This window comes from Microbacterium sp. GW821-FHT01D02 (assembly GCF_059422585.1).
Window position 1 is genome coordinate 1431008 of sequence record NZ_JBWKXB010000001.1, and the last position, 21835, is coordinate 1452842.

A 21835-nucleotide genomic window follows, 5' to 3' on the forward strand; every position below is an offset into this window, starting at 1 on the left:
GGAGACGACCGTGTTGGGTAGCGTGGGGGCATGGAGTGGATATCTGATCCCTCGACGGGGACGTGGCTGCGCGAGCGGATCGACGAGAGCTACGAGACCATGCACGGCGTCGTCCCGCGAGGCTTCCCCGCCTACGCACGCATCCTGCATCCGGCGATCGTCCGGTCCCTGCGGGGGCGTGCGATCCCGACATCCGACGAGTGGGAGCGGGTTTCGGACAAGGAGCGGAGCGCACTCTTCGATCAGCTCGTCGCCGATCCGGTGACGTGGGCGCAGACCGCAGAGGTCTTCGGCACCGTCCTGCATCCGCTGGCGCAGTGGCAGCGGATCGTACGTACTCCGGAAGATGCCGACTGGGGCTCGCGGATCGCCCCCGACGGTCGTGAGTTCCTCGCCCCGAACGACGGCGAGGTCGAGCCCGAGCTCCTGACGACGATCGCCTCGCACCTCATCGCGCACACGGAGACGCCGGATGCCGGCGTGGCCGCGCTCTGGGAGGGTCGCGGCGGTCTGGTCGGCTTCTTCGGCCACACGCCCTCGCGCGGCTTCCTGACCTTCTCCGACGACCCGAACCATCAGGCGATGCTCGACCGCAGCGTGCACGATCCGTTCAACAACGCGTTCCGCAAGCCCACCTGGCAGGAGGGCATCCTCTCGCGGGAGATCTCCGAAGGACCCCGGTTCGAGCTTCCGGGGAGATCGCACGTGCTGTTCTCCGCGGCGCCCCGTGCCTTCGCCGATCCGGATTGGGTGCTGCATGTCCCGTGGCGCGACCGTCCCGCCGAGGAGCACGGCCTCCCGCCGGCGGCGCAGAGTCCGAGCATCCTCTGGCCGGAGGACCGCGCCTGGGTGATGGTGAGCGAGGTCGACTACGACTCGACGATCGTGTCCGGCTCCCCCGCCCTGATCGCGGCGCTCTGCGCGGACGACCGCCTGGAGGCGTTCCCGATCCCGGAGGGGGCCGACCTGACCTGGGGCGGCGACACGGTGAACCGGTGACGTCGCCGCAGACGTTCGACGCCCGCCCCCTCACCGAACCGGTCGATGCGGCAGCGGTGCGCGCCTTCGCGGCAGAGCTGCGTTCCCGGCAGTCGACCTCGATGTCGGCCTCCACGATCATCGGCATCGTCGCGGTGGCGATCGCGGCGGTCGTCCTGCTCCCGATCCTGGTGACCCTGTTCGTGAGTCTCGCATCCTTCGGCGACTCCGCGGCGTCGGCGGCGATCCCGCTGGTGCTCATCGCCCTCCTCCTCGCGGCGGTGGGGGTGATGATCTGGCTCGGGGTGCGCAACGCACAGGCGACCCGGTACCGGCTGCACCGCTTCGCACAGGCGAACGGCATGACGTACGAGCCGAAGGTCGTCGACCCGCCCCTGCCCGGCATGATCTTCAGCCTCGGCCGGTCACGCCAGTCGACGGATCTGGTCCGGGGGTCGCGGCCCCGCTTCGTCGAGTTCGGCAACTACCAGTACACGGTGCAGTCGGGGAAGAACTCCACGACCTACCGCTGGGGGTACGTCGCCGTGAAGCTCGACGTGCCGCTGCCGAACATCGTGCTCGATGCGAAGGGCAACAACGGCTTCGGCTCGAACCTGCCGGCGTCGTTCCAGAAGGCGCAGCGGCTGTCGCTCGAGGGCGACTTCGATCAGCACTTCACGCTGTACTGTCCCGCCGGATACGAGCGGGACGCCCTGTACCTGTTCACGCCGGACATCATGGCGCGGTTCATCGACAACGCGGCCGAGCTCGACGTGGAGATCGTCGACGACTGGCTGTTCCTGTACACGCAGCGCAAGGCATCGACGCTGGACCCGGCGACCTGGGCCTGGCTGTTCGGCGCGGTCGGCGCCCTCCTGACGAAGCTCGACCAGTGGGCACGCTGGCGTGACGAGCGGCTCGTCGCCGAGAACGCGGGCGTGGCGGTGCCGGCGATGTCGCCGAGCGCCGCGCTCCCCTTCGCACCCCCGGTGGGGCTGCTCACGCCGCCGCCCGGCGTGGCGCCGCAGGGACGACGGCTGAAGCGCGGAGGCACCTGGCTGCCGATCATCATCGTGATCGGCTTCGTCGCGTTCTGGATCCTGAGCCGGATCAACTGACGCGGACCCGAGTGTGGGGGTGGGTGTCGGCTGGGGACCGAACTCCCACCCCATCCCCCCTCGGGATCGAAAGAAGATCGACTCTCCCTCCGCATGACGGCTGTGCCGTCCCGCCCGCGGTCAGCTGGGGACTGACGCTGCTGGGCGTATACGAGAATGGTATACCGGATGGGGTTGCATCACGTTGCATCCATGCAGGGGAATGCGCTTTCGCGCACGGCCTCAGCGCCGAGCACCGCTGCGGAGGATGCCCCATCGCTCCACGAGCTGGTCGAGCGCACGGTCGAGCGACCGCCAGGCGTCCGCGTCGCGCATGGCCGCACCGATCCGCTGGGCGTTCGCGCGGAACGACGGGTCGGACCGCACGAGATGCACGGCGCGTGCCACCTGGGCCGGGGTGGCGGTGCTCGTGCGCAGGTTCACGCCCGCACCCGACCATCCGACCCGGGCGCAGACCTCGACCTTGTCCTCGGTCTGCCCCGCGACCACGAGCGGGATGCCATGGGCGAGGCCCTGCTGCACGCCGCCGTAGCCGCCGTTGGTGACGAGCACGTCGACGAGCGGCAGGAGCTTGTCGTAGGGGAGGTACTCGGCGACGCGGACGTTGTCCGGCAGCTTCCCGGCGAGCGCATCGACCGACCGTCCGCCGGTCGACACGACGACGAGGGCGTCGGATGCCGCGAGCGCCGCGATCGTCGGGACGACGAGCTGCCCGAAGTCGGAGTTGGCGATGGTGCCCTGCGTCACGTGCACCACAGGACGGGTGCCGTCGAGATCGGACCACCACGTCGGCACCGCGGGGTCGGAGGGCGAAGGGGGCAGCGGCCCGGCGAAGTGCACGGTCGCCGGAAGATCGGCACGCGGGTACTCGAACTCGGGCACGGTGAACTGCACGTAGGCGTCCGCCCGGCCGGCCCAGTCGAGCACGAACCCGCCGAGGTCGCGCCCCACCTCGCGTCGCGCCATCGCGTCGGCTTCCTTCTGGATGCCGCCGAAGATCGCGCGCTCCGCGACGGTGCGCAGAACCGAGTTCCGCAGGCGGCCGATCGGCCCCGGCAGGGGCGGGACCCCGAGCCCGAACGGCGCCGTGTCCCTGCTGCGGGCGCCGAGGGGGAAGATGCCGAGCACGACCACGGGCGGTCGTTCGTGCGCGGGCAGCAGCTGCAGGAGGGCACCGCCGACGAACAGCGGCTCGGTGAGCACGGCATCGACCGGGCGGGCCTCCAGCTCCGCGCGGACGGCGGCGAGCTGCGCGGCGCCGGGCCGCACGAAGAGGTTGCTCATGTCGAAGCGCAGCGCCGCGGGTCCGGTGAGCCCCACGCGCTCGGGGAAGGCTCCGTCCGCGTCGTCGAGATCGACATCGGCGTCGGCGGGGAGCGGAAGGAAGCGCGCCCCGGTCGACTCGACGCGCTCGGCGTAGCGGCTGCTGGTGAGGAAGCTCACGTCGTGACCGCGGGACAGCAGGTGGCGGGCGATCTGCAACAGCGGCACGACGTGGCCGTGTGCGGGCGTGCAGGTGATGAGGTAGCTGGACATGGACGGTTCTTTCCCTAAGATTGAATGTACCGTCGTAGTATTCATCACCCCGATAGGAAAGTCAATGGTTGAGGCAGCTCCTCGCGCCTACCGATCCGAACTGCGCGCCCGTCAGGCCCAGGAGACACGGGCCCGGATCGTCTCCGCATCCGCCGCCCTGTTCGCGTCACAGGGCTATCAGGCGACCACGATCGCCGCGATCGCGCGTGAAGCGGGGGTCTCCGCCGAGACCGTCAAGACCACGGCCTCGAAGGCCGAGCTGCTGATCGCGGCGTTCGAGGTGACGTTCTCGGGATCGGAGGCCGCCGAGTCCCTCACCGACACCGAGGTCGCGGCCGGCGTGCTCGACCTCCCGGACGACGCCTTCCTCGACGCGGTGCTCACCCAGATCACCACCGCGAACGCGCGCGGACACGGCCTGTGGACCGTGCTCCTCGGGGCCGCGCTGTCCGACCCCGTGGTCGACGAGGCGCTCGGGCGGATCCTCGAGCACCGCCGCGCGGACTATCGCCGCCTGGTGTCCGAGCTGCTCCGGCGGGGGATCGCGGGGGCCGGGATCGACGAGGCCGCCGCCGCCGCGGCACTGTCCTTCCTGCTCTCGCCCGAGAGCTACCAGCAGCTCGTCGCCCAGTCCGGCTGGACGTCCGACCACTACGCGACCTGGCTGCGCGCTGCGGTCCTCAGCGAGGTCGCGTCGGGTCACTGAATCCGGAGCGCCGGCATCCGCTCACCGCACGAGCGTTGCGCGCGCATCCTTCGTCAGCAGGTACAGCGTGCGCCGCGCGCCGGGAAACGCCGTGAATCCGCACCGCTCGTAGAACGGCACCACATCGTCGTTGATCGCGTGAACCAGGACCGCGTGGATGCCGATGGTCTCGGCCGCGTCGAGAGCCCTGAGCGTCGCATGCTGCAGGAGGGAGACACCGAGGCCGCGGCCCGCGAACGACGTCAGCGACGGAGGCCGAAGTACTCCAGCTCCGCGTCGTTCAGCATCCGCGACCGGATCAGGAACCGCATCCCCGTCGGACCCTCGACGGAGAACCCCGCGCCTCGCCCCGGCACCACGTCGATGGTCAGGTGCGTGTACTTCCAGTACTCGAACTGCGACTCCGACATGTACACCTCGACCGGCGCCTCCAGGCCGACGTCGAGTCCGCCCAGGAGCACGTCCCCGGGTCCGGTGAGGAACATGCCGAGGGGATAGCACATGGGCGATGAGCCGTCGCAGCACCCGCCCGACTGGTGGAACATGAGCGGTCCGTGCTGCCGGGTCAGCTCGCGCACGAGGGACGCCGCGGCATCCGTCACGTCGACCCGCTGGTAGGTGCCGATGCTGACCATGGTTCGTCCTTCCGGGGACGGGTCCGGGCGGACGCGGGGAGCGTCCGCCCGGAGAGTGCGGATCAGAAGAAGCCCATCGGGCCTTCCGCGTAGGAGACCAGGAGGTTCTTGGTCTGCTGGTAGTGGTCGAGCATCATCTTGTGGTTCTCCCGCCCGACGCCCGACTGCTTGTATCCGCCGAACGCCGCGTGCGCCGGGTACTGGTGGTAGGTGTTCGTCCACACACGTCCGGCCTCGATCGCCCGGCCCGCACGGTAGGCCGTGTCGCCGCTCCGGCTCCACACCCCCGCACCCAGCCCGTACAGGGTGTCGTTCGCGATGGAGATCGCGTCGTCGAAGCCGTCGAACGAGGTGACCGACAGCACCGGGCCGAAGATCTCCTCCTGGAAGATGCGCATGTCGTTCGTGCCCTCGAACACGGTCGGCGCGACGTAGAATCCGTCGCTGAGGTCGCCGCCGAGATCCACCCGCTCGCCGCCGGTGAGCAGTCGCGCACCGCCCTGCTTGCCGATGTCGATGTAGCTGAGGATCTTCTCCAGCTGGTCGTTCGACGCCTGCGCGCCGATCATGGTGGCGGGATCCAGCGGGTTGCCCTGCACGACCTTGCCGACCCGCTCCAGCCCGTCGGCCAGGAAGCCGTCGTAGATCGACCGCTGGATGAGCGCCCGCGACGGACACGTGCACACCTCCCCCTGGTTGAGCGCGAACATCGTGAAGCCCTCGAGCGCCTTGTCGTAGAACGGGTCGCTGGTCGAGCGCGCGACGTCTTCGAAGAACACATTCGGGCTCTTGCCTCCGAGCTCCAGCGTGACCGGGATGAGGTTCTGCGAGGCGTACTGCATGATCAGTCGTCCGGTCGTGGTCTCGCCCGTGAAGGCGACCTTGCGGATGCGCTTGTGCTGCGCGAGCGGAGCGCCCGCCTCGATGCCGAATCCGTTGACGATGTTCACGACGCCGGCGGGCAGCAGGTCCCCGATGATGTCGAACAGGAAGAGGAGCGACGCCGGGGTCTGTTCGGCCGGCTTGATGACGACGCAGTTTCCCGCGGCGAGCGCGGGCGCCAGCTTCCAGACGGCCATGAGGATGGGGAAGTTCCACGGGATGATCTGTCCGACCACCCCGAGCGGCTCGTGGAAGTGATACGCCACGGTGTTCTCGTCGAGCTGGCTGATCCCGCCCTCCTGCGCCCGCAGCACGCCGGCGAAGTAGCGGAAGTGGTCGACCGCGAGGGGGATGTCAGCTGCCAGGGTCTCGCGCACCGGCTTGCCGTTCTCCCACGTCTCGGCGACGGCGATCTCCTCGAGGTGCTGCTCGATGCGGTCGGCGATGCGGTTGAGGATCACGGACCGCTCGGCCGGGCTGGTCTTGCCCCAGCCCGCGAACGCCTGCCAGGCGACGTCGACCGCGCGATCGATGTCTTCGCTGGTGCCGCGGCCGACCTCGGTGAAGGGCTTGCCGTTGACGGGGCTCACGTTCTCGAAGTACTGGCCCTTCACGGGGTCGACGAACTCGCCGCCGATGTAGTGGCCGTACCGCGGACGGTAGTTCGCGAGGGCACCCGGCTGACCGGGAGCGGCGTAGGCGAGGGACACGTCTTCTTCGACGATGCTCATGGGGGTCTCCTTCGACGGGCCGCGCTTCGGTTCACGGCTGTCCTCCGAAGGTAGGTCTCGCGGGGTTGCGCCCCGATGCGCAACGTTGCGCCCGGTTGCATCCCTCAGTCGGTCTCGAGGCGCTCGATCCGCGCGACGAGGCCTGCGCGCTTCGGTGACCGGGCGGGGAGCATCTCCAGTGCGAGGCGGAGGGCTTCGGCATCGCCCTGCCCCTCGGGGATCTCGGCGTAGGCGAGCAGGACATCGAGGCTCGCTTCGGACAGCATCGCCTCTCGCAGCGCCGATCGCACCGACTCGCGGAACTCCTCCACGCCCGGCGACGTCGACTCCGGCAGCACCGGTCCCCGATACGCGGTGAGCGCGACCCGGTGAGCACCGCGATCGAGCAGGGACAGCACGTCGTGCGCATCCGTGTCGAGGGGAACGGGAAGGCGATAGGGACGGGAGTCGGGCACCAGATCGGGCGCGGAGCGTTCGAGCACCTTGCGCAGACGGACCATCTCCGGGCGCAGGGTGTCGGGCGAGACCCCGGAGCCGTACACGAGCTCGCAGAGGCGCTCGGCCGAGAGGCCCTGACGATGCACGGCGAGCATCAGCAGGATCGCCGCGTGCCGTGCGCTGAGTTCGATCATCGACTCGCCGTGCGCGGACTCGGTCTCCAACCGCGCCCGGTCGCGACCGAGCACATGCAGGGTCGCGCGGGCGGTCGTGAGAGCGCGTGCCTTCGGCGTGGTCGCTCGGAGTCGCGGTTCCTCGCTCCGCGCGCGCAGACGGGCCACCATCAGCTCCGACTCGACAGCGCGGGCCGTCGCATCCACCAGCAGCCGCGCCTGCAGCGAGACGACCTCCGGCCCACCGGTGATGTCGATGACACCGAGCACCCGCTTCGTCTCCGGGTCGCGAACCGGAGCGGCGGTGCACGACCACGGATGCACGAGGCGGTTGTAGTGCTCCGCGCCGCGGATCTGCACCGACTGGCCGAGAGCGAGTGCGGTTCCGGGCGCGCTCGTGCCGACGGCTTCCTCCGACCAGTTCGCCCCGGCGACGAAGCCCATGCCGTCGGTGAGCGAGCGCAGCTGATCGTCGCCCTCGATCCACAGCAGGCGGCCGGCCTGGTCGCCGACCGCGATGATCACTCCGGTGTCCTCCGCCTCGCCCGGCAGCAGCAGCGCGCGGATCATGTCCATGACCGAGGCGAGCGGATGGGCGAGCCGGTAGGCCTCGAGCTCGTCGCTGACCAGTTCGAGCGGCGGGGCACCCTCGGGGCCGACGCGACCGCGCCAGGACCGCTCCCACGACTCGCGGACGAGGGGCCGCACCTCCTGCAGTCGCCGGTCGTCGAGGTTGCCGGCGAGCAGCTCCTCATGCGCACGCTCGATGAGAAGTCGCGAGGTCGGGGGGAGGGACTCGCGAGATACCTGCCACGGCGCAGACACAGCGGTCTCCGATCGTCGAGAGCGTGCGTTGCCTCAGTGTACGAGCAGCGCGCCTCGGAGGGAACACCCCACCGTGTCAGCGGATGAGCCCGGCGACGAGGTCGTCGATCACCTCGTCGGTGGAGGTATCCGGATCGATCGGCGTGGTGAGCCTGTCGAGCAGCAGTCCGTCGATCGCATAGTGGAACAGGGCGATCTCACGCCGACCGCCGGGAAGGCCCGCCGCGGTGTTGAAGGCCACGTCGCCGTCGAAGCCGGCGCGCTGCCAGGCACCCAGCACCGCGGCGACCTCCGGACGCCGCGCACTCTCGAGTCGCAGCTCGAACAGCGCGAGCGTCACGTCCCGATCCTCGGTCAGCCGCCGCACGATGTCGCGGATGTAGTCGGCGAAGAGCGCGCGGCCCGGGGTCGCCGGCGCACGCCGCTCCAGGTCGTCCGGGGTCGGTGCGAGGCGTTCCCCGATGCGCTCGACGAGTCCCTCGATGAGGGCATCGCGACTGCGGAAGTAGTTCGAGGTCGTCCCGGTCGGAACCTGCGCGGCGATGTCGACCGCGCGGTGTGTGAGGCCCCGCGATCCCTCTCGGGCGAGGACCGTGAGGCCGGCATCCGCGATCGTCCGCCGGCGGGAGTCGTTCTTGACCATGAGGGAACCCTAGCGCAATCACTACGCCTGTTGTACTCTAACTGCGACAGCTGTAGTGATTGGAGAATCATGCGAGAGCTCGTGTACTACGCGGCCGTCACCCTCGACGGCTACATCGCCGGCCCGAACGGCGAGTTCGACGCGTTCCTCGTCGAGGGAGATCACATGGCCGGGATCAACGCCCGCTTCGCCGACACCCTCCCCACCGTCGCCGCCGAGGCGCTCGGCATCCCGCAGACGCGCGAGGTCTTCGACACGGTGCTGATGGGATGGAACACCTACCGCGTGGGCGGCCTACCGAGCCCGTACGCGCACCTGCGTCAGATCGTGTTCAGCCGCACGAGGACCGCGGAGGCCGAGAGCCTGGAGGTCACGGCGGAAGACCCGGTGACCGTGGTTCGTCGACTGAAGCAGGAGGAGGGCGGCGCGATCTGGCTCTGCGGGGGCGGCGCTCTGTCCGCGACCGTGGCCGACGAGATCGACCGCCTCATCCTCAAGCGGCAGCCTCTGCTGTTCGGCTCGGGCATCCCGCTGTTCGGCGACCGCCCGTACCGCCCCGAGCGGTTCGACCTCGTCGAGACGGTCGCCTACGAATCCGGTGTCGTGTTCACCGAGCTCGAGCGCCGACGCCAGGGGGCGACGACGAGAGACGCGGGTGCTAGCATTCTGCTGTCAGGAGGGTGAACATGGCGACCGTGACCATTCGGAATCTCGGCGACGATGTCGTCGACGCGCTGAAGGAGCGTGCCCGACGCAACTCCCGGTCCATGGAGGCGGAGGTGCGCGACGTGTTGACGAGACTGGCCCGGAACGGTGGCAGCGGGCTCGAAGCCGACCTCGCGCAGCGCATGGCACGTCCGCGTCGGTGGTCGGTCCCATCGAGCGAGATCATGGCGAGAGTCGACGCGAACCCGTCGACCCCGGAACAGGCCAGGCTGCGACGGGAATGGGCGGAAGAGCTGGAGGCGGACAGGCAGGACCCCTTCTTCCTCGACACGTTCCGCGACCCGTGGGAGAGCCGTGATCCTTCTTGACACGAACGTGCTGATCCAGCTCGACACGGTGCGGTTGCCCCCGGACGACGTGGCTCTGAGCGCCATCGCCTACGCCGAACTGCAGCTCGGGGTCGAGCGCGCGACGGATCCGGTTCTCCGCCGCCGTCGCCGCAACGAACTGATGCGCCTCTCCTCACTCCTCGAAGCCGACTGGCTCCCGTTCGATCAGGCCGCCGCGGACGGATACGCGCGTCTTGCCTCCGAGGTGATCCGGACCCGTCCCACGCACGCTCGGAGCAAGGACCTCATGCTGGCCGGGCACGCCTATGCCCTCGGCGCCGCGCTCCTCACCTTCGACCCGAAGGACTTCGAGCTCGTGGCCGATGAGGTCGAGATCATCGTCCCCGAGCTGCGCTGAGGGAGGTCAGCCGCGCGCGGCCCACCACTCCCGAAGGCGCTGCTCCGCGACCTCGGGCCCGAGCACGCCCTCGTCGAGACGCAGATCGAGCAGGAACTTGTACGCCTCTCCGACCTCGCGCCCCGGCGTGATGCCGAGCACCTCCTGGATGCGGTTGCCGTCGATCTCCGGACGGATCGAGTCGAGTTCCTCCTGCTCGCGCAGCGTGGCGATGCGCGACTCGATGTCGTCGTATGCGCCCGCGAGGCGGCCGGCCTTGCGCTTGTTCCGGGTGGTCACGTCGGCACGGGTGAGGATGTGCAGGCGCTCCAGCAGGTCGCCCGCGTCGCGCACATAGCGCCGCACCGCGGCATCCGTCCAGGCCCCCTCGGCATAGCCGAAGAAGCGCAGGTGCAGTTCGATGAGCGTCGCGACGGCGTCTGTCGTATCGGTGTCGAACCGGAGGGCCTGCAGCCGTTTGCGCGCCATGCGCGAGCCGACGACGTCGTGGTGGTGGAAGGTGACCACGCCCCCGGCCTCGAGCTTGCGGGTGCGCGGCTTGCCGATGTCGTGCAGGAGGGCGGCGATGCGGAGCGGCACGTCGGGCGCGGCGCCGGGGTGCCGGGAGTGCTCGAGCTCGATGGCCTGGCTGAGCACGGTCAGGGAGTGCTCGTAGACGTCCTTGTGGTGATGATGCTCGTCGACCTCGAGGCGCAGCTCGGTCACCTCGGGCAGGAACTCGTCGATCAATCCGGTGTCGACCAGAGCCCGGATGCCGCGCACCGGGTCGTCGGTCTGCATGAGACGCACGAGCTCGGACTGGATGCGCTCCGGGCTCACGATCTTCAGGGTCTCGCGCAGCTCGGTGATCGCCTCGGCCGTGGCGTCGTCGATGCGGAACCCGAGCTGGGCGCTGAAGCGCGCCGCGCGCAGCATCCGCAGCGGGTCGTCTCCGAACGAGACGCGAGGGTCGGCGGGGGTGCGCAGCACTCCCGCGACGAGGTCTTCCACGCCGCCGGTCGGGTCGACGAGCTTCACGGCGGGCACCTGCAGGGCCATGGAGTTGACCGTGAAGTCGCGACGCACGAGGTCGCCGTCGATCGTGTCGCCGAACTCGACGGTCGGCTTGCGGGTCACGCCGTCGTAGCTGTCGGCGCGGTAGGTCGTGATCTCCACCTGCTCACCCTGCACGCGGGCGCCGATGGTGCCGAACGCGCGGCCGATGTCCCACTGCGCGGTCGAGACCGGCGTGACGATCTTCAGGATGTCATCGGGCGAGGCGTTCGTCGTGAAGTCGAGGTCGTGCGTCTCCCGCCCCAGCAGCGCGTCGCGCACCGGACCGCCGACCACGGCGAGGTCGAACCCCGCCTCGGCGAACGACGCGGAGAGGGTGCGGACGACCGGATTCTCGGCGAGCGCGCCGAGACGGGCGAGGCCGTCGGCCATGTTGAGCATGGTTTCCAGCGTACCGGGGCGGGTGGGCGCATCCGGGTGGTTCCGGCGCGGTCGCCCCGCGCTACTGCGCCGCGAACCACCCCAGAGCCTGTCCGTAGATCGGAAGCGTCACGACCGCGACGATCTCGATCACCGCCACCGTCCCCGCCACGACCCACGCCCCGACGATGAGCGGGCGTCGCCGATCCGTGCTCTGACGACGCTGCCAGGTCGCGATGACCGCGAGCACCAGCGCCACGGGCGGCAACGGGCTCGCGAGGATCGCCAGCGCCGCGAACACCCGCCACGGATCCGATTCCCCCCGCGTTTCGACCTTCTCCAACCGCGCTATCTGAGCCAGGAGGCTCGATCGTGCGACGGCGAACAGCGGGGACGAGACTCGTCCTCGGCCGCGAGGCAACACGAGCGCCGCGACGATCATGACCGGCGGAAGCGCGATCAGCAGCCCATACGTCAGCCCGGTGAGGTACCGGCTCTGATCCTCCCCGCTGGCGAACCGCATCGCCGTGGTGGCGCCCTCGAGCACGACGACGACCGTGACCAGCGCCGGCGGCACCAGCACGATCACCGTGTCCAGGATCTTCGCCTGGAGCACGGAGGGGATCATCTGGGCGGCGGTGCCCAACGCGAACACCGACAGCGCCGTGGCGAAGAACGCGTACGCGGCCGTCAACCCCGCGTGCCCGATCATCCCGTGGACGAGAGCCGACCCGGCGCCGATCACCACGACGCCGGCAACGACCCCCTGGATGACGAGGGACCGCTTCGGGGATTGGTCTGCCCGGCCCGGTATGCGCGACACCGCCGCGCGCGTCCGTTCGATCGCCTCCGCGGTCCGCGTCGAGGCGAGGCTCAGCCTCACTGCTTCGAGGTCCGCCTGGGTCGCCGCATCCGCAGCGATCAGCAGCGCCAGCACTGCGCCGGCGGGGACGCCGAACATCTCCACCACATCGAGAGAGTTCACGGTGACGTTGGCGACGGCCGCGTTCACGAAGGTCGAGAGGGCGACGAATGCGGATGCCATCGCCACCACCGCCGCCATGCGTCCCCAGAACTGCCGATGCGCGACGGCATCCTCCGGCTCGACGTTCTCGTGGTCCCGGGGCATCCGGAGGAGAACCTGGAGGGCGATCGACGAGGGGAGCAGAAGCAGCAGTGCGGCACCTCCCTGCTGCCCGTCGAGCGTCGCCGGGGAGACCACCGAGACGGCCGTCTGCTGGGCTTCGGCAGCCGTCCTCGTCAACCACGCCAAGAGCACCTGCACGCCCACCAGGAGGGAGCCGACGAGCGCCGCCACACCGACAGCCCGTCGAAGGGAGCGAGCGTACTTCGTCTCCGCCGCGACCACGGCCTCGCCACGGACGGGGTCGCTCCTCACCTCCGCCGGTGCTTCGACGGTCGATGCGAAGAGACGATGCAGCACCCCTCCGAACCCTCTCCTGTCATCCCGGTCCGCCATGACACACCCCTCCCTGGTTGCCCGCTCCGCGGACGATATCGAAGGCGCGCACCGATCGATCACAGGCGCTCGGTTCCGCGGCGCCAAGATATCGGCTTCGAATCAGCCGCCGGGGTGCGCGCAACCGCGGCCGGACGTGGGTGCGGCGCGTGTCGCGACAGCCGTTCACCTCCCGGTCGCCCGGAGGTCAGGCCCCGGTCATCCCGCTTCGATGGGCTGGATGGGCCCCGTGCGGCTGAGCACGGAAACCCCCACCTCACAAAGGACTGACATGACCTCCCCCACCCCTGCGGTGCGGTGGCGGCGTCACGGACTGACGTCCGTCGCGCTCCTCGCCCTGCTCGGCGGCGCCGTCGTCGCCCCCGCGGCCCTCGCCGCACCCGATCCCGAGGTCCCGACGGGTTCGCTGATCACCGGCGAGACCGCCTGGCACTACCTCGACGACGGCTCCGACCCGTCTCCCGCGCCCGCCGCCCTGCGCGACTGGACGCTGCCCGCCTTCGACGACGCCGCGTGGAAGACCGCTCCCGGCTCGTTCGGCGCGAAGGGCGGAAAGCTCGCCCCGGTCGGCCCGCACACCCCGAAGACGCTGCTCAACCACTACCTCGACGGCACCAAGGCCCCGACCGTGCCGACCTACTTCTTCCGCACGACGTTCGAGCTCGAGGCGGGCGTGGCCGAACAGGTCGCCGCCCTGCAGAGCACGATCACCTACGACGACGCGATCATCGTCTGGATCAACGGCGAGGAGGTCGCGCGCTACGTCGACGGCCGCATCACCGACACCAAGAACGTCGAATACGCGGGCGACTCCAACGGCGACCCGCTCACGAGCACGTTCAGCGCCGAGGGCGAGCTGCTGCACGACGGCACGAACACCATCGCGGTGTCGCTGTTCCAGGACCGCGAGACGAGCTCCGACATCTACTTCGACATGTCGTCGCTCACCCTCGTCAAGGCGTCGGATCCCGGCACCCCCGTGGTCGCCGCGCCGACCCGCGTCATCCTCACCCCGACCGAGCAGCCTGCGGTCTCGCAGTCGTTCTCGTGGCTCGCCGGCGATGCCTCGCACACGGTCGGTCAGGTCGAGATCGCCCCGCCCGCCGGTGGCGACACCCGTACGGTCGACGCCTACGACGCGGGCGTCGTGAACGGCAACCCGAACAAGCACTTCTCGGCGACCGTCACGGGGCTGACCGCCGCGACCGAGTACCGGTACCGCGTGGGTCTCCCCGGCAGCTGGAGCGACTGGTTCTCGTTCCGCACGGCGGACCCGAAGGCGACCGACTTCCAGTTCATCTACTACGGCGACGCCCAGATCGGCCTCGACACCACGTGGCCGAGCGTCGTGAAGCAGGCCGAGGCCAACGCACCCCGGTCGATCGGCTCCGTGCACGCGGGCGACCTGATCAACACGTCGAGCAACGAGAACGAGTGGGTCAACTGGTTCAAGGGCATGAAGGACTCGGCCGTGCGCACCAACGTCATGGCCGCCCCCGGCAACCACGAGTACTCCGGCGACAAGCTGCTCACCGCCTGGAAGGCCGCGTTCGAGTACCCGCACAACAACCCGTCCACGAGCTCGATCGGCGAGCTGGCCGACCTGGCCAAGGGCGACTCCGCCGTCGCGCAGCAGTACCGCGCGTTCTTCGACCACTGGAGCTCGTTCGCCGCCGAGACCGCGTACTACACCGACTACCAGGGCGTGCGCTTCATCACCCTGAACGCGACCCGCGACACGACCTTCCTCACCCCGGCCGGACTCCCCTCCTGCACCGGTGCGGAGTGCCCGTCGTCGCAGATCGGCGTGCTGTGGACGCGCTTCCAGGCGGCATGGCTCGACCTGCTCCTGCAGAACAGCCCGTCGAAGTGGAACGTCGTCACGTTCCACCAGCCGGTGTTCTCGGCATCCGAGGGTCGTGACGAGCCGGTGCTGCGCGCCGAATGGCTGCCGGTCTTCCAGCGCAACGACATCGACCTGGTGCTCATGGGTCACGACCACACCTACGCCCGCGGCTACGTGAACACCGATGCCACCGATACCCCCGGAATCACCACCGGCCCGGTCTACGTCGTGTCGAACTCGGGCGCGAAGCACTACGACCTGGAGACCCCCGAGAAGAACGTCTGGACCAACAACGGCGCCACCCAGGTGCTGCGCGGCCAGGGCGTGACGACCTACCAGGTCATCGACGTCTCGAAGAACCAGCTGGTCTACCGCTCGTACCTCGCGGAGAAGCAGCCGGGCGCCACGACCGACCTCCCCGTCGGCGCCGTCTACGACACGTTCACCGTGACGAAGTCGGACGCCGGCGAGAAGTGGGTCACCGAGAAGGGCGTCACTCCCCCGGTCACTCCGGAGCCCGAGGTCCCGGCCGAGATCGAGCTGGGCGCGGCATCCGTGAAGGCCGGCGGCACGGTCACGGTGTCGGGCAGCGGCTTCGCGGAGGGCGCTGAGCTGCGGCTCGAGCTGCGCTCCGACCCGGTGCAGCTGGGCACGGTCACCGTCACGGCGGATGGCTCCTTCCAGCGCACGGTCACGATCCCGGCGAACACCCCCGCCGGTGCGCACACACTCGCCGTGATCCTCCCGGACGGCACCGAGGTCACCGCCGCGATCACCGTCACGGCGGCGCCCGGCGGTGGCGTGGTCGCTCCGGGTGACGGCTCGGGCGGTGTGTCGGACGGCGATCTCGCCACGACCGGTGCCGACAGCATGCCGTACATCGTCGCGGCGGTCGTGCTGCTCGCGGCCGGCCTCGGCCTGTTCGCGATGCGCCGTCGTCGCCAGCACGCCACGGTGGAGGCGACCGAGGCGGAGTAGCCCGCCTGGTCCGCACGAGGGTGTCGTCGGGGCTTCGGCCTCGGCGGCGCCCTCCGTCGCGCTGCGCGGGTGCGCCCGTGCCGAAACCCGGACGGACGTGCGTGTGCGCGGCGTGTCTCCCCTAGACACACCACCGGGCGCACGATCTGTCTCCGTCCGGGCCGGGCCCGGCACCTCGGGGCATCCCCGGACTGGGATAACCTTCACCCGAGTCCGTCCCCGGTGAAGGAGAACCCGTGCCCGCGAACGATGTGATGGCCGACGAGACCGATCGGATCGTCGCCGCGGCCCTGCAGGTGAACGGCCGCGCGTCGTGGGGAGAGATCGCCCGCGTGGTCGACCTCCCCGAGCGCACCGTGGCCCGACGGGGCCAGCGACTGCTCGACCGCGGACTCGTGCGCGTGTCCACGTACGTCGATCCTGCCCGCGTGCTGCATGCCCGCGCGGTGCTGTTCCGCATCACCACCGAACCCCACGCGCTGTGGCACGTCGCGCGCACGCTGGCGCGTCGGGCCGACGCCTCCTCGGTCTCGGTGCTGGAGGGCAGCAGCGACATCGCGGGCATGCTGCTCCCCCACGACGACGCCTCGATCCGCGAACTGCTCTTCACCGACTTCCCCGAGCTCGAGGGCATCGACTCGATCAACGTCACGACCGTTCTGAAGTTCTTCCGCTCGGGCCATGACTGGCGCGCGGGCGTGCTCACCGACGAGCAGGCGCGTCAGCTCGACGAGTCGTCCGGCTCCGAGGTCGACCCGGCGGATTCACTGAGCGAGGACGAGGAGGCTCTCATCCGGCTGCTGCTGAAGGACGGACGGATGCCGGTGGCCCAGCTCGCCCGATCGCTGGGCCTGAACGTCACGACCACCCGTCGGCGGATGGACTCCCTCAGCCGCCGCGGCCTGATGCACCCGCGCACCGAGGTCGTGCCGCGGCTCTTCGGCCTCGGGCTCGAGGCCCTCGTGTGGCTGCGGGTGCCGATGGCCCGACTGGAGAAGGTCGGCGCGGCACTCGCGGCCGCCCCCGAGGTGAAGTTCATCGCCGCGACGACCGGCACGTCGCAGCTGCTCGCGAACGTCCTCGTCAAGGACGCGGACGAGTTCTACGAGTTCCTCACCGGGCCCGCGGTCGCCGGTCACGACGGCCTCGAGGTCGTGGAGTCGCTGGTGGTCATCACTCCCGTGCTGCGCGGCTCGCTCATCGTCGACGAGGCACCCGAGGCGCTGGCCAACGACATGCCCACCGGCGCAATTCGGTTGTAGTCCGATTCTGTTACTGGCATGTAACGAAATGGCGAGATCGTTCGTGACAGCTTGACCTAGTGGCGAAATAGGGCGAGTATCCTCTCCAGGGCCATCACCCCTGGAGAGGACGACCGTGTTCACGGCTACTGGAGACGACTGGGCGGATCGCGCTGCGACCCTGTCCCTGCGCACGCGCATGTTCATCGACGGCGCGTGGGAGGAGGGCTCGGCCGAGCCCCTGGCACCCGTGAGCCCGCGAGACGGTCGTGTGCTCCCGCAGATCGCGGCCGCGTCGGCCGCAGACGTCGACCGGGCCGTCCGCTCGGCACGCGCCGCGTTCGACTCCGGCGCCTGGTCGCGCATCGCCCCCCGCGAGCGCGGACAGCTGCTGATCGCCTTCGCCCAGAAGATCCACGACAACGCCGAGGAACTCGCGCTCACGATCTCGCTCGAGATGGGCAAGCCGGTACGCGAGGCGCTGCAGACCGAGCTCCGTGCCGTCGTGAACTGCTTCCGCTGGTACGGCGAGGCCGCCGACAAGGTGCTCGACGAGATGCCGGTCACGGCTCCGGGGAGCCTGGCGCTCGTGACCCGCGAGCCCGCCGGTGTCGTCGCCGCCGTCGTGCCCTGGAACTTCCCGCTGACGATGACCGCCTGGAAGCTCGCTCCCGCCCTCGCGGTCGGCAACAGTGTCGTCCTCAAGCCTGCCGAGCACACCACGTTCTCGGCCCTCCGCCTCGCGGAGCTCGCCGTCGAGGCCGGCATCCCCGCCGGGGTGCTCAACGTCACCCCCGGCACGGGACAGGTCGCCGGCCGCGCGCTCGGCGAGCACCACGACGTCGATGTCGTCACCTTCACCGGATCCCCCGAGGTCGGCCGGATGTTCCTCGGCTACTCGGCCGCCTCGAACGGCAAGCGCGTCTGGCCCGAGCTCGGCGGCAAGACGGCCAGCCTGGTGCTGCCGGATGCCGACCTCGAGCGTGCGGTCCGCGCCACGGCCGACGGCTGCTTCTACAACCAGGGCCAGATGTGCACGGCATCCTCGCGCCTGCTCGTCCCCCGCTCCCAGTACGACCGCGCACTGGAGATCGCCGCCGAGGTCGCACGCACGAGCCTCCCCGCCGATCCGTTCGCCGTGGGCACCTCGATGGGTGCGATCGTGAGCGAGAAGCAGCTCGCGGGCATCGCCGGTTTCGTCGAACGCGCGGAAGCCGAGGGCGGCCGGCTCGTGGCCGGCAGCGCGGACCGCTTCCACGCCGTCGACGGCGGCAGCTACTTCGCCCCCGTCGTGCTCGGCGTCACGCCCCGGCACGAAGTGGCGCAGCGCGAGGTCTTCGGACCCGTGCTCTCCGTCATCGCCTACGACGACGTGGACGACGCGCTCGAGATCGCCAACGGCACCGAGTTCGGTCTCGCGGCCGCGCTCTGGAGCACCGACCTCAACGCCGTGCACACCCTGTCGCGACGCCTCCGCGCCGGCGTCGTGTGGGTCAACTGCTTCGAGGAGGGCGACATGACGATCCCCTTCGGCGGGGTCAAGGGTTCGGGCTTCGGTCGCGACAAGAGTCTGCACGCCCTGGAGAAGTTCACCGATCTGAAGACCACCTGGATCGAGCTCTCGTGACCCGCCCGTTCATCGGCGTCACCACCTGGCGTCGCTTCATCGACACCGACCTCGGCAACGGCCGCCCCGCCCACAGCCTGGGCACGGAGTACACCGCACCGGTCGAGGCCGCGGGGGGAGCCGTCGTGCTGCTGCCGCCGACCGCGGGCGTCGACGAGGTGCTCGACCGCCTCGACGGGCTCGTCCTCTCCGGCGGGGAAGACGTGCACCCCTCGCACTACGGCGCCGACCCCCAGGAGGGGAAGACCTACGACCCCGCCCGCGACGGCTTCGAGATCGCGCTCGCGCTCGGTGCCCGGGAGCGCGGTCTGCCCGTGCTGGCGATCTGCCGCGGGCTCCAGGTCAGCAACATCGCCTTCGGAGGGTCTCTCCTCGTCGACATCCCCCACACGGAGCACCACGAACCCGTGCGCGCTGCCGACCAGCAGCTCGCCGCGCGACACCCGATCACGATCGCCGAGGGCAGTCGTCTCGCCGCCCTCTACGGCACCCGGCAGCGGACCGTGAACACCATCCATCACCAGTCGATCGACGTCCCCGCCCCCGGCCTGCACCCGGTCGCCTGGGCTCCGGACGGGATCGTCGAAGCCGTCGAAGCCGACGGCGACTGGCCCTTCTGGGCGGTGCAGTGGCACCCCGAGAAGATGATCGACCCCGATGAGGCCGCAGAGGAGATGCCGCTGTTCGCGGCGTTCGTCTCGGCCGCCCGTGAACGAGCAGCGGAACACCCCGCTGCGGAGAAAGGAACACGATGACCAAGCAGGTCTTCCTCGAGTACGAGAACGGCGTCCGCGCCGTCGCCACCCTGTTCGAGGACCTCGCCCCTCGCACCTGCGAGGCCATGTGGGGTGCGCTGGAGAAGCCGGTCACCATGCAGGCCATGCACGCGATGTACGCCGGCCCCGAGGTGATGGTCGGGCTTCCCGAGGAGGCGCAGAACTTCGACCCCGAGGCCGTGCCCGCGGAGAACCAGCAGGTCGTGCCCGCACCCGGTGACCTGCAGTGGTACTGGCAGCGCCCGATGCAGATGGGCGGACTGCCGTTCGAGTGGTACGAGATCGGAGTCTTCTACGATCGTGGTGCCCGTATTCTCGGCCCGCTCGGATGGACACCCGTCAACATCTGGGCCGGCATCACCGAAGGACTCGCGGAATTCGCTCAGGAGAGCGCCGCGATCCGTATCGACGGAGCGAAGCAGCTCACCATCGGACGCCTGGTCTAGGCGTCTCTACCCCCCGTGCTGGACCCATCCCGAAGGAGCAGTGCATGAATACCCGAAGAATCCTCACCACCGGAGCGCTCATCGCCACCGGCGCCCTCGTCCTCGCCGGCTGCTCGGCCGGTGACGACAGCGCATCGTCCGGCGACAAGGAGTTCGCCGGCGAGACCATCGTCGTCACCTCGTTCGGCGGCGACTGGGAAAAGGCCTTCATCGAGGCCGTCGTCGATCCCTTCGAGGAGGAGACCGGCGCCAAGGTCGAGCTGATCACGCTGTACAGCGCCGACGCCCTCGCGCAGGTCACCGCCCAGAAGGCGAGCCCGCAGATCGACGTCGTGCACTTCTCCGGCGGACAGGAGTTCACCGCGGCGAAGGACGGCCTCATCGCGCCCATCAAGGCCGACGAGCTGTCCGAGTCCGGCGACCTGATCGACCTCGCGACCGCGGGGCTCGAGCGGGGCGAGGGACCGGTCATCCAGCTCGCGCCGATCGGACTCGTCTACAACACCGAGGCGGATGCTCCGGCCCCCACCTCGTGGCTGGACCTGTTCGACGACGCCTACGCGGGCCACGTCGCGCTCACGGACTTCTCGAACACCTACGGCGTGCTCTCGATGCTCCGCGTCGCCGACGCACTCGGCGGCGGCATCGACGACCCGTCGAAGGCGATCGCCGACCTCGGTGCGCTGGCCTCCTCGGGTGACGCGATCGTCGTCCCGACCTCGCCCGACCTGCAGACCGCGTTCGCCCAGCGCGACACGTGGCTCGCACCGTACGCGATGGACTACGCCGGCACGCTGCAGGACGCGGGCCTTCCGGTAGAGTTCATCGTCCCGGAAGAGGGCGTCACCGCCTCTCTCATCACCGCGAACGTGGTCGAGGGCCGGGACAACCCGGAGCTCGCCAAGCTCTTCGTCGATTTCGAACTGCGTCCCGAAGCGCAGGCCGTGTTCGCGGAGAACATGCGGTACTCGCCGGTCAACACCAAGACCGAGCTCTCCGACGACGCCGCGGACGCGGTGCTGACGGGTGACGAGCTGGACTCGGTCGTCGTCTACGCTCCGGGCGATGTCGCGGCTTCGCGGCAGTCCTGGACCGATGAGTGGAATGCGCTGATCACCAAATGAGTGTTCGAACCCGTAGGGAGCCCTGGCTCCTGCTCCTGCCGGCGATCGTGCTGCTCGCGCTCGCCTTCGTGACCCCGGTGGCAGGCATGCTCCTCATGAGCGTGCAATCGTCGGCAGGCGGGTTCAGCCTCGACAACTTCACCCGACTCTTCTCGAGTGAATATCACCTCCAGGCGGCGCTGCGCTCGCTCCGCCTGGGGGTGATCCAGACCGTGATCACCCTGATCATCGCCATCCCCCTCTCCTACGTGATGGCCCGCGCCGGATCGAAGGCCCGCTCCTTCCTCCTGATCGTGGTGATCCTGCCGCTCATGACGAGCGTCGTGGTCCGCACCTTCGGCTGGGTGGTCCTGATGGGCCCGTCCGGACTCCTGATGAAGATCCCCGGCGCCGAGTTCCTCGTCGGCGGCGCCCAGGGCTTCCTCGGTACCGAGACCGGTGTCGTGATCGCGATGGTGCAGGTTCTCCTGCCGTTCGCGGTCCTCAGCATCCTCGGCGTCATCTCCGGCATCCGGCCGCAGCTGGAAGAGGCGTCCCGCACGCTGGGCGCCGGGTTCTGGCGCACGCTGTGGCACGTCGTCCTCCCCCTCGCGATCCCCGGCATCGTCGCCGGCGCCTCGCTCGTGTTCGTCCTGTCGGTGAGCTCGTTCATCACTCCCCGCTTCATCGGCGGGGCCCAGATCCCGGTGTTCGCCCAGACGATCTACGTCGACGCGACCACCAACCTCGACTGGTCGTTCGCCGCCGCTCAGGCCGTGCTGCTGTTCGCCGGCGTCATGCTGGTGCTCGCGGCGACGTCCCGACTCGGGAAGCAGAAGGTGTGACC

At 69.8% G+C, this 21835-nt stretch carries 20 protein-coding genes; 13 read left to right on the top strand and 7 right to left on the bottom strand.

Annotated elements, in window-relative coordinates; translation table 11 throughout:
• The first annotated feature begins 30 nt into the window (after positions 1-30).
• Together AC07VM_RS07095 and AC07VM_RS07100 are read left to right on the top strand one after the other, a co-directional pair.
• Positions 31-999 (top strand): hypothetical protein, encoded by a 969-nt coding sequence (locus AC07VM_RS07095; protein ID WP_267416521.1) that lies wholly within the window; start codon positions 31-33, stop codon positions 997-999.
• Complete coding sequence (locus AC07VM_RS07100; RefSeq protein WP_494910510.1) at positions 996-2096, top strand: hypothetical protein; 1101 nt, start codon at positions 996-998, stop codon at positions 2094-2096. Before AC07VM_RS07095 ends, AC07VM_RS07100 begins: the two co-directional genes overlap by 4 nt.
• Positions 2097-2318: 222 nt before the next feature.
• Here the strand turns inward: AC07VM_RS07100 and AC07VM_RS07105 are convergent, their stop codons facing one another.
• Positions 2319-3632 (bottom strand): glycosyltransferase, encoded by a 1314-nt coding sequence (locus AC07VM_RS07105; protein WP_494910511.1) that lies wholly within the window; start codon positions 3630-3632, stop codon positions 2319-2321.
• 64 nt (positions 3633-3696) lie between these two features.
• On the opposite strand from AC07VM_RS07105, the gene AC07VM_RS07110 reads away from it, so the two are divergent.
• Positions 3697-4338, top strand: coding sequence for a TetR/AcrR family transcriptional regulator (locus AC07VM_RS07110; RefSeq protein WP_494910512.1), 642 nt, complete (start codon positions 3697-3699; stop codon positions 4336-4338).
• A gap of 242 nt (positions 4339-4580) precedes the next feature.
• On the opposite strand, the gene AC07VM_RS07115 is transcribed toward AC07VM_RS07110, so the two are convergent.
• The 4 genes from AC07VM_RS07115 to AC07VM_RS07130 all read right to left on the bottom strand — a co-directional run bounded on the left by AC07VM_RS07115 (position 4581) and on the right by AC07VM_RS07130 (position 8665).
• Entirely contained in the window at positions 4581-4973 is a 393-nt protein-coding gene (locus tag AC07VM_RS07115; RefSeq protein WP_494910513.1) for a DUF779 domain-containing protein, read from the bottom strand.
• Positions 4974-5035: 62 nt separating this feature from the next.
• A complete protein-coding gene (exaC, locus tag AC07VM_RS07120) occupies positions 5036-6586 on the bottom strand; it encodes an acetaldehyde dehydrogenase ExaC (protein WP_267416528.1) in 1551 nt (516 codons plus the stop codon).
• A 104-nt stretch (positions 6587-6690) separates the two neighbouring features.
• Positions 6691-8022: an AfsR/SARP family transcriptional regulator gene (locus tag AC07VM_RS07125; protein ID WP_494910514.1), complete on the bottom strand. Its 1332-nt coding sequence runs from the start codon at positions 8020-8022 to the stop codon at positions 6691-6693.
• 76 nt (positions 8023-8098) lie between these two features.
• Positions 8099-8665, bottom strand: coding sequence for a TetR/AcrR family transcriptional regulator (locus AC07VM_RS07130; protein WP_494910515.1), 567 nt, complete (start codon positions 8663-8665; stop codon positions 8099-8101).
• A gap of 69 nt (positions 8666-8734) precedes the next feature.
• Here AC07VM_RS07130 and AC07VM_RS07135 point away from each other — a divergent pair, with 69 nt between their 5' ends.
• Genes AC07VM_RS07135 through AC07VM_RS07145 form a run of 3 tightly spaced genes read left to right on the top strand, consistent with a single transcriptional unit; the run spans position 8735 to position 10078 of the window.
• Entirely contained in the window at positions 8735-9349 is a 615-nt protein-coding gene (locus tag AC07VM_RS07135; protein WP_494910516.1) for a dihydrofolate reductase family protein, read from the top strand.
• An 11-nt stretch (positions 9350-9360) separates the two neighbouring features.
• A complete protein-coding gene (locus tag AC07VM_RS07140; protein WP_267416532.1) occupies positions 9361-9699 on the top strand; it encodes a FitA-like ribbon-helix-helix domain-containing protein in 339 nt (112 codons plus the stop codon).
• A complete protein-coding gene (locus tag AC07VM_RS07145) occupies positions 9686-10078 on the top strand; it encodes a PIN domain-containing protein (protein ID WP_494910517.1) in 393 nt (130 codons plus the stop codon). Before AC07VM_RS07140 ends, AC07VM_RS07145 begins: the two co-directional genes overlap by 14 nt.
• 6 nt (positions 10079-10084) lie before the next feature.
• Here AC07VM_RS07145 and AC07VM_RS07150 read toward each other — a convergent pair whose 3' ends face one another.
• Together AC07VM_RS07150 and AC07VM_RS07155 are read right to left on the bottom strand one after the other, a co-directional pair.
• Positions 10085-11512 carry a CCA tRNA nucleotidyltransferase gene (locus tag AC07VM_RS07150; protein ID WP_267416534.1) on the bottom strand — a complete coding sequence of 476 codons (1428 nt, stop codon included), beginning with the start codon at positions 11510-11512 and terminating at the stop codon, positions 10085-10087.
• 61 nt (positions 11513-11573) lie between these two features.
• Positions 11574-12935: a hypothetical protein gene (locus AC07VM_RS07155; RefSeq protein WP_494910518.1), complete on the bottom strand. Its 1362-nt coding sequence runs from the start codon at positions 12933-12935 to the stop codon at positions 11574-11576.
• Between the two features lie 307 nt (positions 12936-13242).
• On the opposite strand from AC07VM_RS07155, the gene AC07VM_RS07160 reads away from it, so the two are divergent.
• The 7 genes from AC07VM_RS07160 to AC07VM_RS07190 all read left to right on the top strand — a co-directional run bounded on the left by AC07VM_RS07160 (position 13243) and on the right by AC07VM_RS07190 (position 21833).
• Positions 13243-15795, top strand: a complete 2553-nt coding sequence (locus tag AC07VM_RS07160) for a fibronectin type III domain-containing protein (RefSeq protein WP_494910519.1) — start codon at positions 13243-13245, stop codon at positions 15793-15795.
• 236 nt (positions 15796-16031) lie between these two features.
• Positions 16032-17057 carry an Lrp/AsnC family transcriptional regulator gene (locus tag AC07VM_RS07165; RefSeq protein ID WP_267416538.1) on the top strand — a complete coding sequence of 342 codons (1026 nt, stop codon included), beginning with the start codon at positions 16032-16034 and terminating at the stop codon, positions 17055-17057.
• A gap of 115 nt (positions 17058-17172) precedes the next feature.
• A complete protein-coding gene (locus AC07VM_RS07170; RefSeq protein ID WP_494910520.1) occupies positions 17173-18663 on the top strand; it encodes an aldehyde dehydrogenase family protein in 1491 nt (496 codons plus the stop codon).
• The gene (locus tag AC07VM_RS07175; protein ID WP_494910521.1) at positions 18660-19418 is read left to right on the top strand and encodes a gamma-glutamyl-gamma-aminobutyrate hydrolase family protein; all 759 of its coding nucleotides are present in this window, start codon (positions 18660-18662) and stop codon (positions 19416-19418) included. Before AC07VM_RS07170 ends, AC07VM_RS07175 begins: the two co-directional genes overlap by 4 nt.
• Positions 19415-19885, top strand: coding sequence for a DUF3830 family protein (locus AC07VM_RS07180; protein ID WP_025102846.1), 471 nt, complete (start codon positions 19415-19417; stop codon positions 19883-19885). The genes AC07VM_RS07175 and AC07VM_RS07180 overlap by 4 nt, the downstream gene beginning before the upstream one ends.
• A 44-nt stretch (positions 19886-19929) precedes the next feature.
• Entirely contained in the window at positions 19930-21009 is a 1080-nt protein-coding gene (locus tag AC07VM_RS07185; protein ID WP_267416543.1) for an ABC transporter substrate-binding protein, read from the top strand.
• Complete coding sequence (locus AC07VM_RS07190; RefSeq protein WP_494910522.1) at positions 21006-21833, top strand: ABC transporter permease; 828 nt, start codon at positions 21006-21008, stop codon at positions 21831-21833. The genes AC07VM_RS07185 and AC07VM_RS07190 overlap by 4 nt, the downstream gene beginning before the upstream one ends.
• Positions 21834-21835 lie beyond the last annotated feature (2 nt).

Excerpts from the sequence above, each read along its gene's own strand:
- AC07VM_RS07095 (WP_267416521.1), top strand. The coding sequence starts at position 31 with ATGGAGTGGATATCTGATCCCTCGACGGGGACGTGGCTGCGCGAGCGG.
- AC07VM_RS07105 (WP_494910511.1), bottom strand. The coding sequence starts at position 3,632 with ATGTCCAGCTACCTCATCACCTGCACGCCCGCACACGGCCACGTCGTG.
- AC07VM_RS07110 (WP_494910512.1), top strand. The coding sequence starts at position 3,697 with ATGGTTGAGGCAGCTCCTCGCGCCTACCGATCCGAACTGCGCGCCCGT.
- AC07VM_RS07115 (WP_494910513.1), bottom strand. The coding sequence starts at position 4,973 with ATGGTCAGCATCGGCACCTACCAGCGGGTCGACGTGACGGATGCCGCG.
- exaC (WP_267416528.1), bottom strand. The coding sequence starts at position 6,586 with ATGAGCATCGTCGAAGAAGACGTGTCCCTCGCCTACGCCGCTCCCGGT.
- AC07VM_RS07130 (WP_494910515.1), bottom strand. The coding sequence starts at position 8,665 with ATGGTCAAGAACGACTCCCGCCGGCGGACGATCGCGGATGCCGGCCTC.
- AC07VM_RS07135 (WP_494910516.1), top strand. The coding sequence starts at position 8,735 with ATGCGAGAGCTCGTGTACTACGCGGCCGTCACCCTCGACGGCTACATC.
- AC07VM_RS07150 (WP_267416534.1), bottom strand. The coding sequence starts at position 11,512 with ATGCTCAACATGGCCGACGGCCTCGCCCGTCTCGGCGCGCTCGCCGAG.
- AC07VM_RS07160 (WP_494910519.1), top strand. The coding sequence starts at position 13,243 with ATGACCTCCCCCACCCCTGCGGTGCGGTGGCGGCGTCACGGACTGACG.
- AC07VM_RS07180 (WP_025102846.1), top strand. The coding sequence starts at position 19,415 with ATGACCAAGCAGGTCTTCCTCGAGTACGAGAACGGCGTCCGCGCCGTC.
- AC07VM_RS07185 (WP_267416543.1), top strand. The coding sequence starts at position 19,930 with ATGAATACCCGAAGAATCCTCACCACCGGAGCGCTCATCGCCACCGGC.
- AC07VM_RS07190 (WP_494910522.1), top strand. The coding sequence starts at position 21,006 with ATGAGTGTTCGAACCCGTAGGGAGCCCTGGCTCCTGCTCCTGCCGGCG.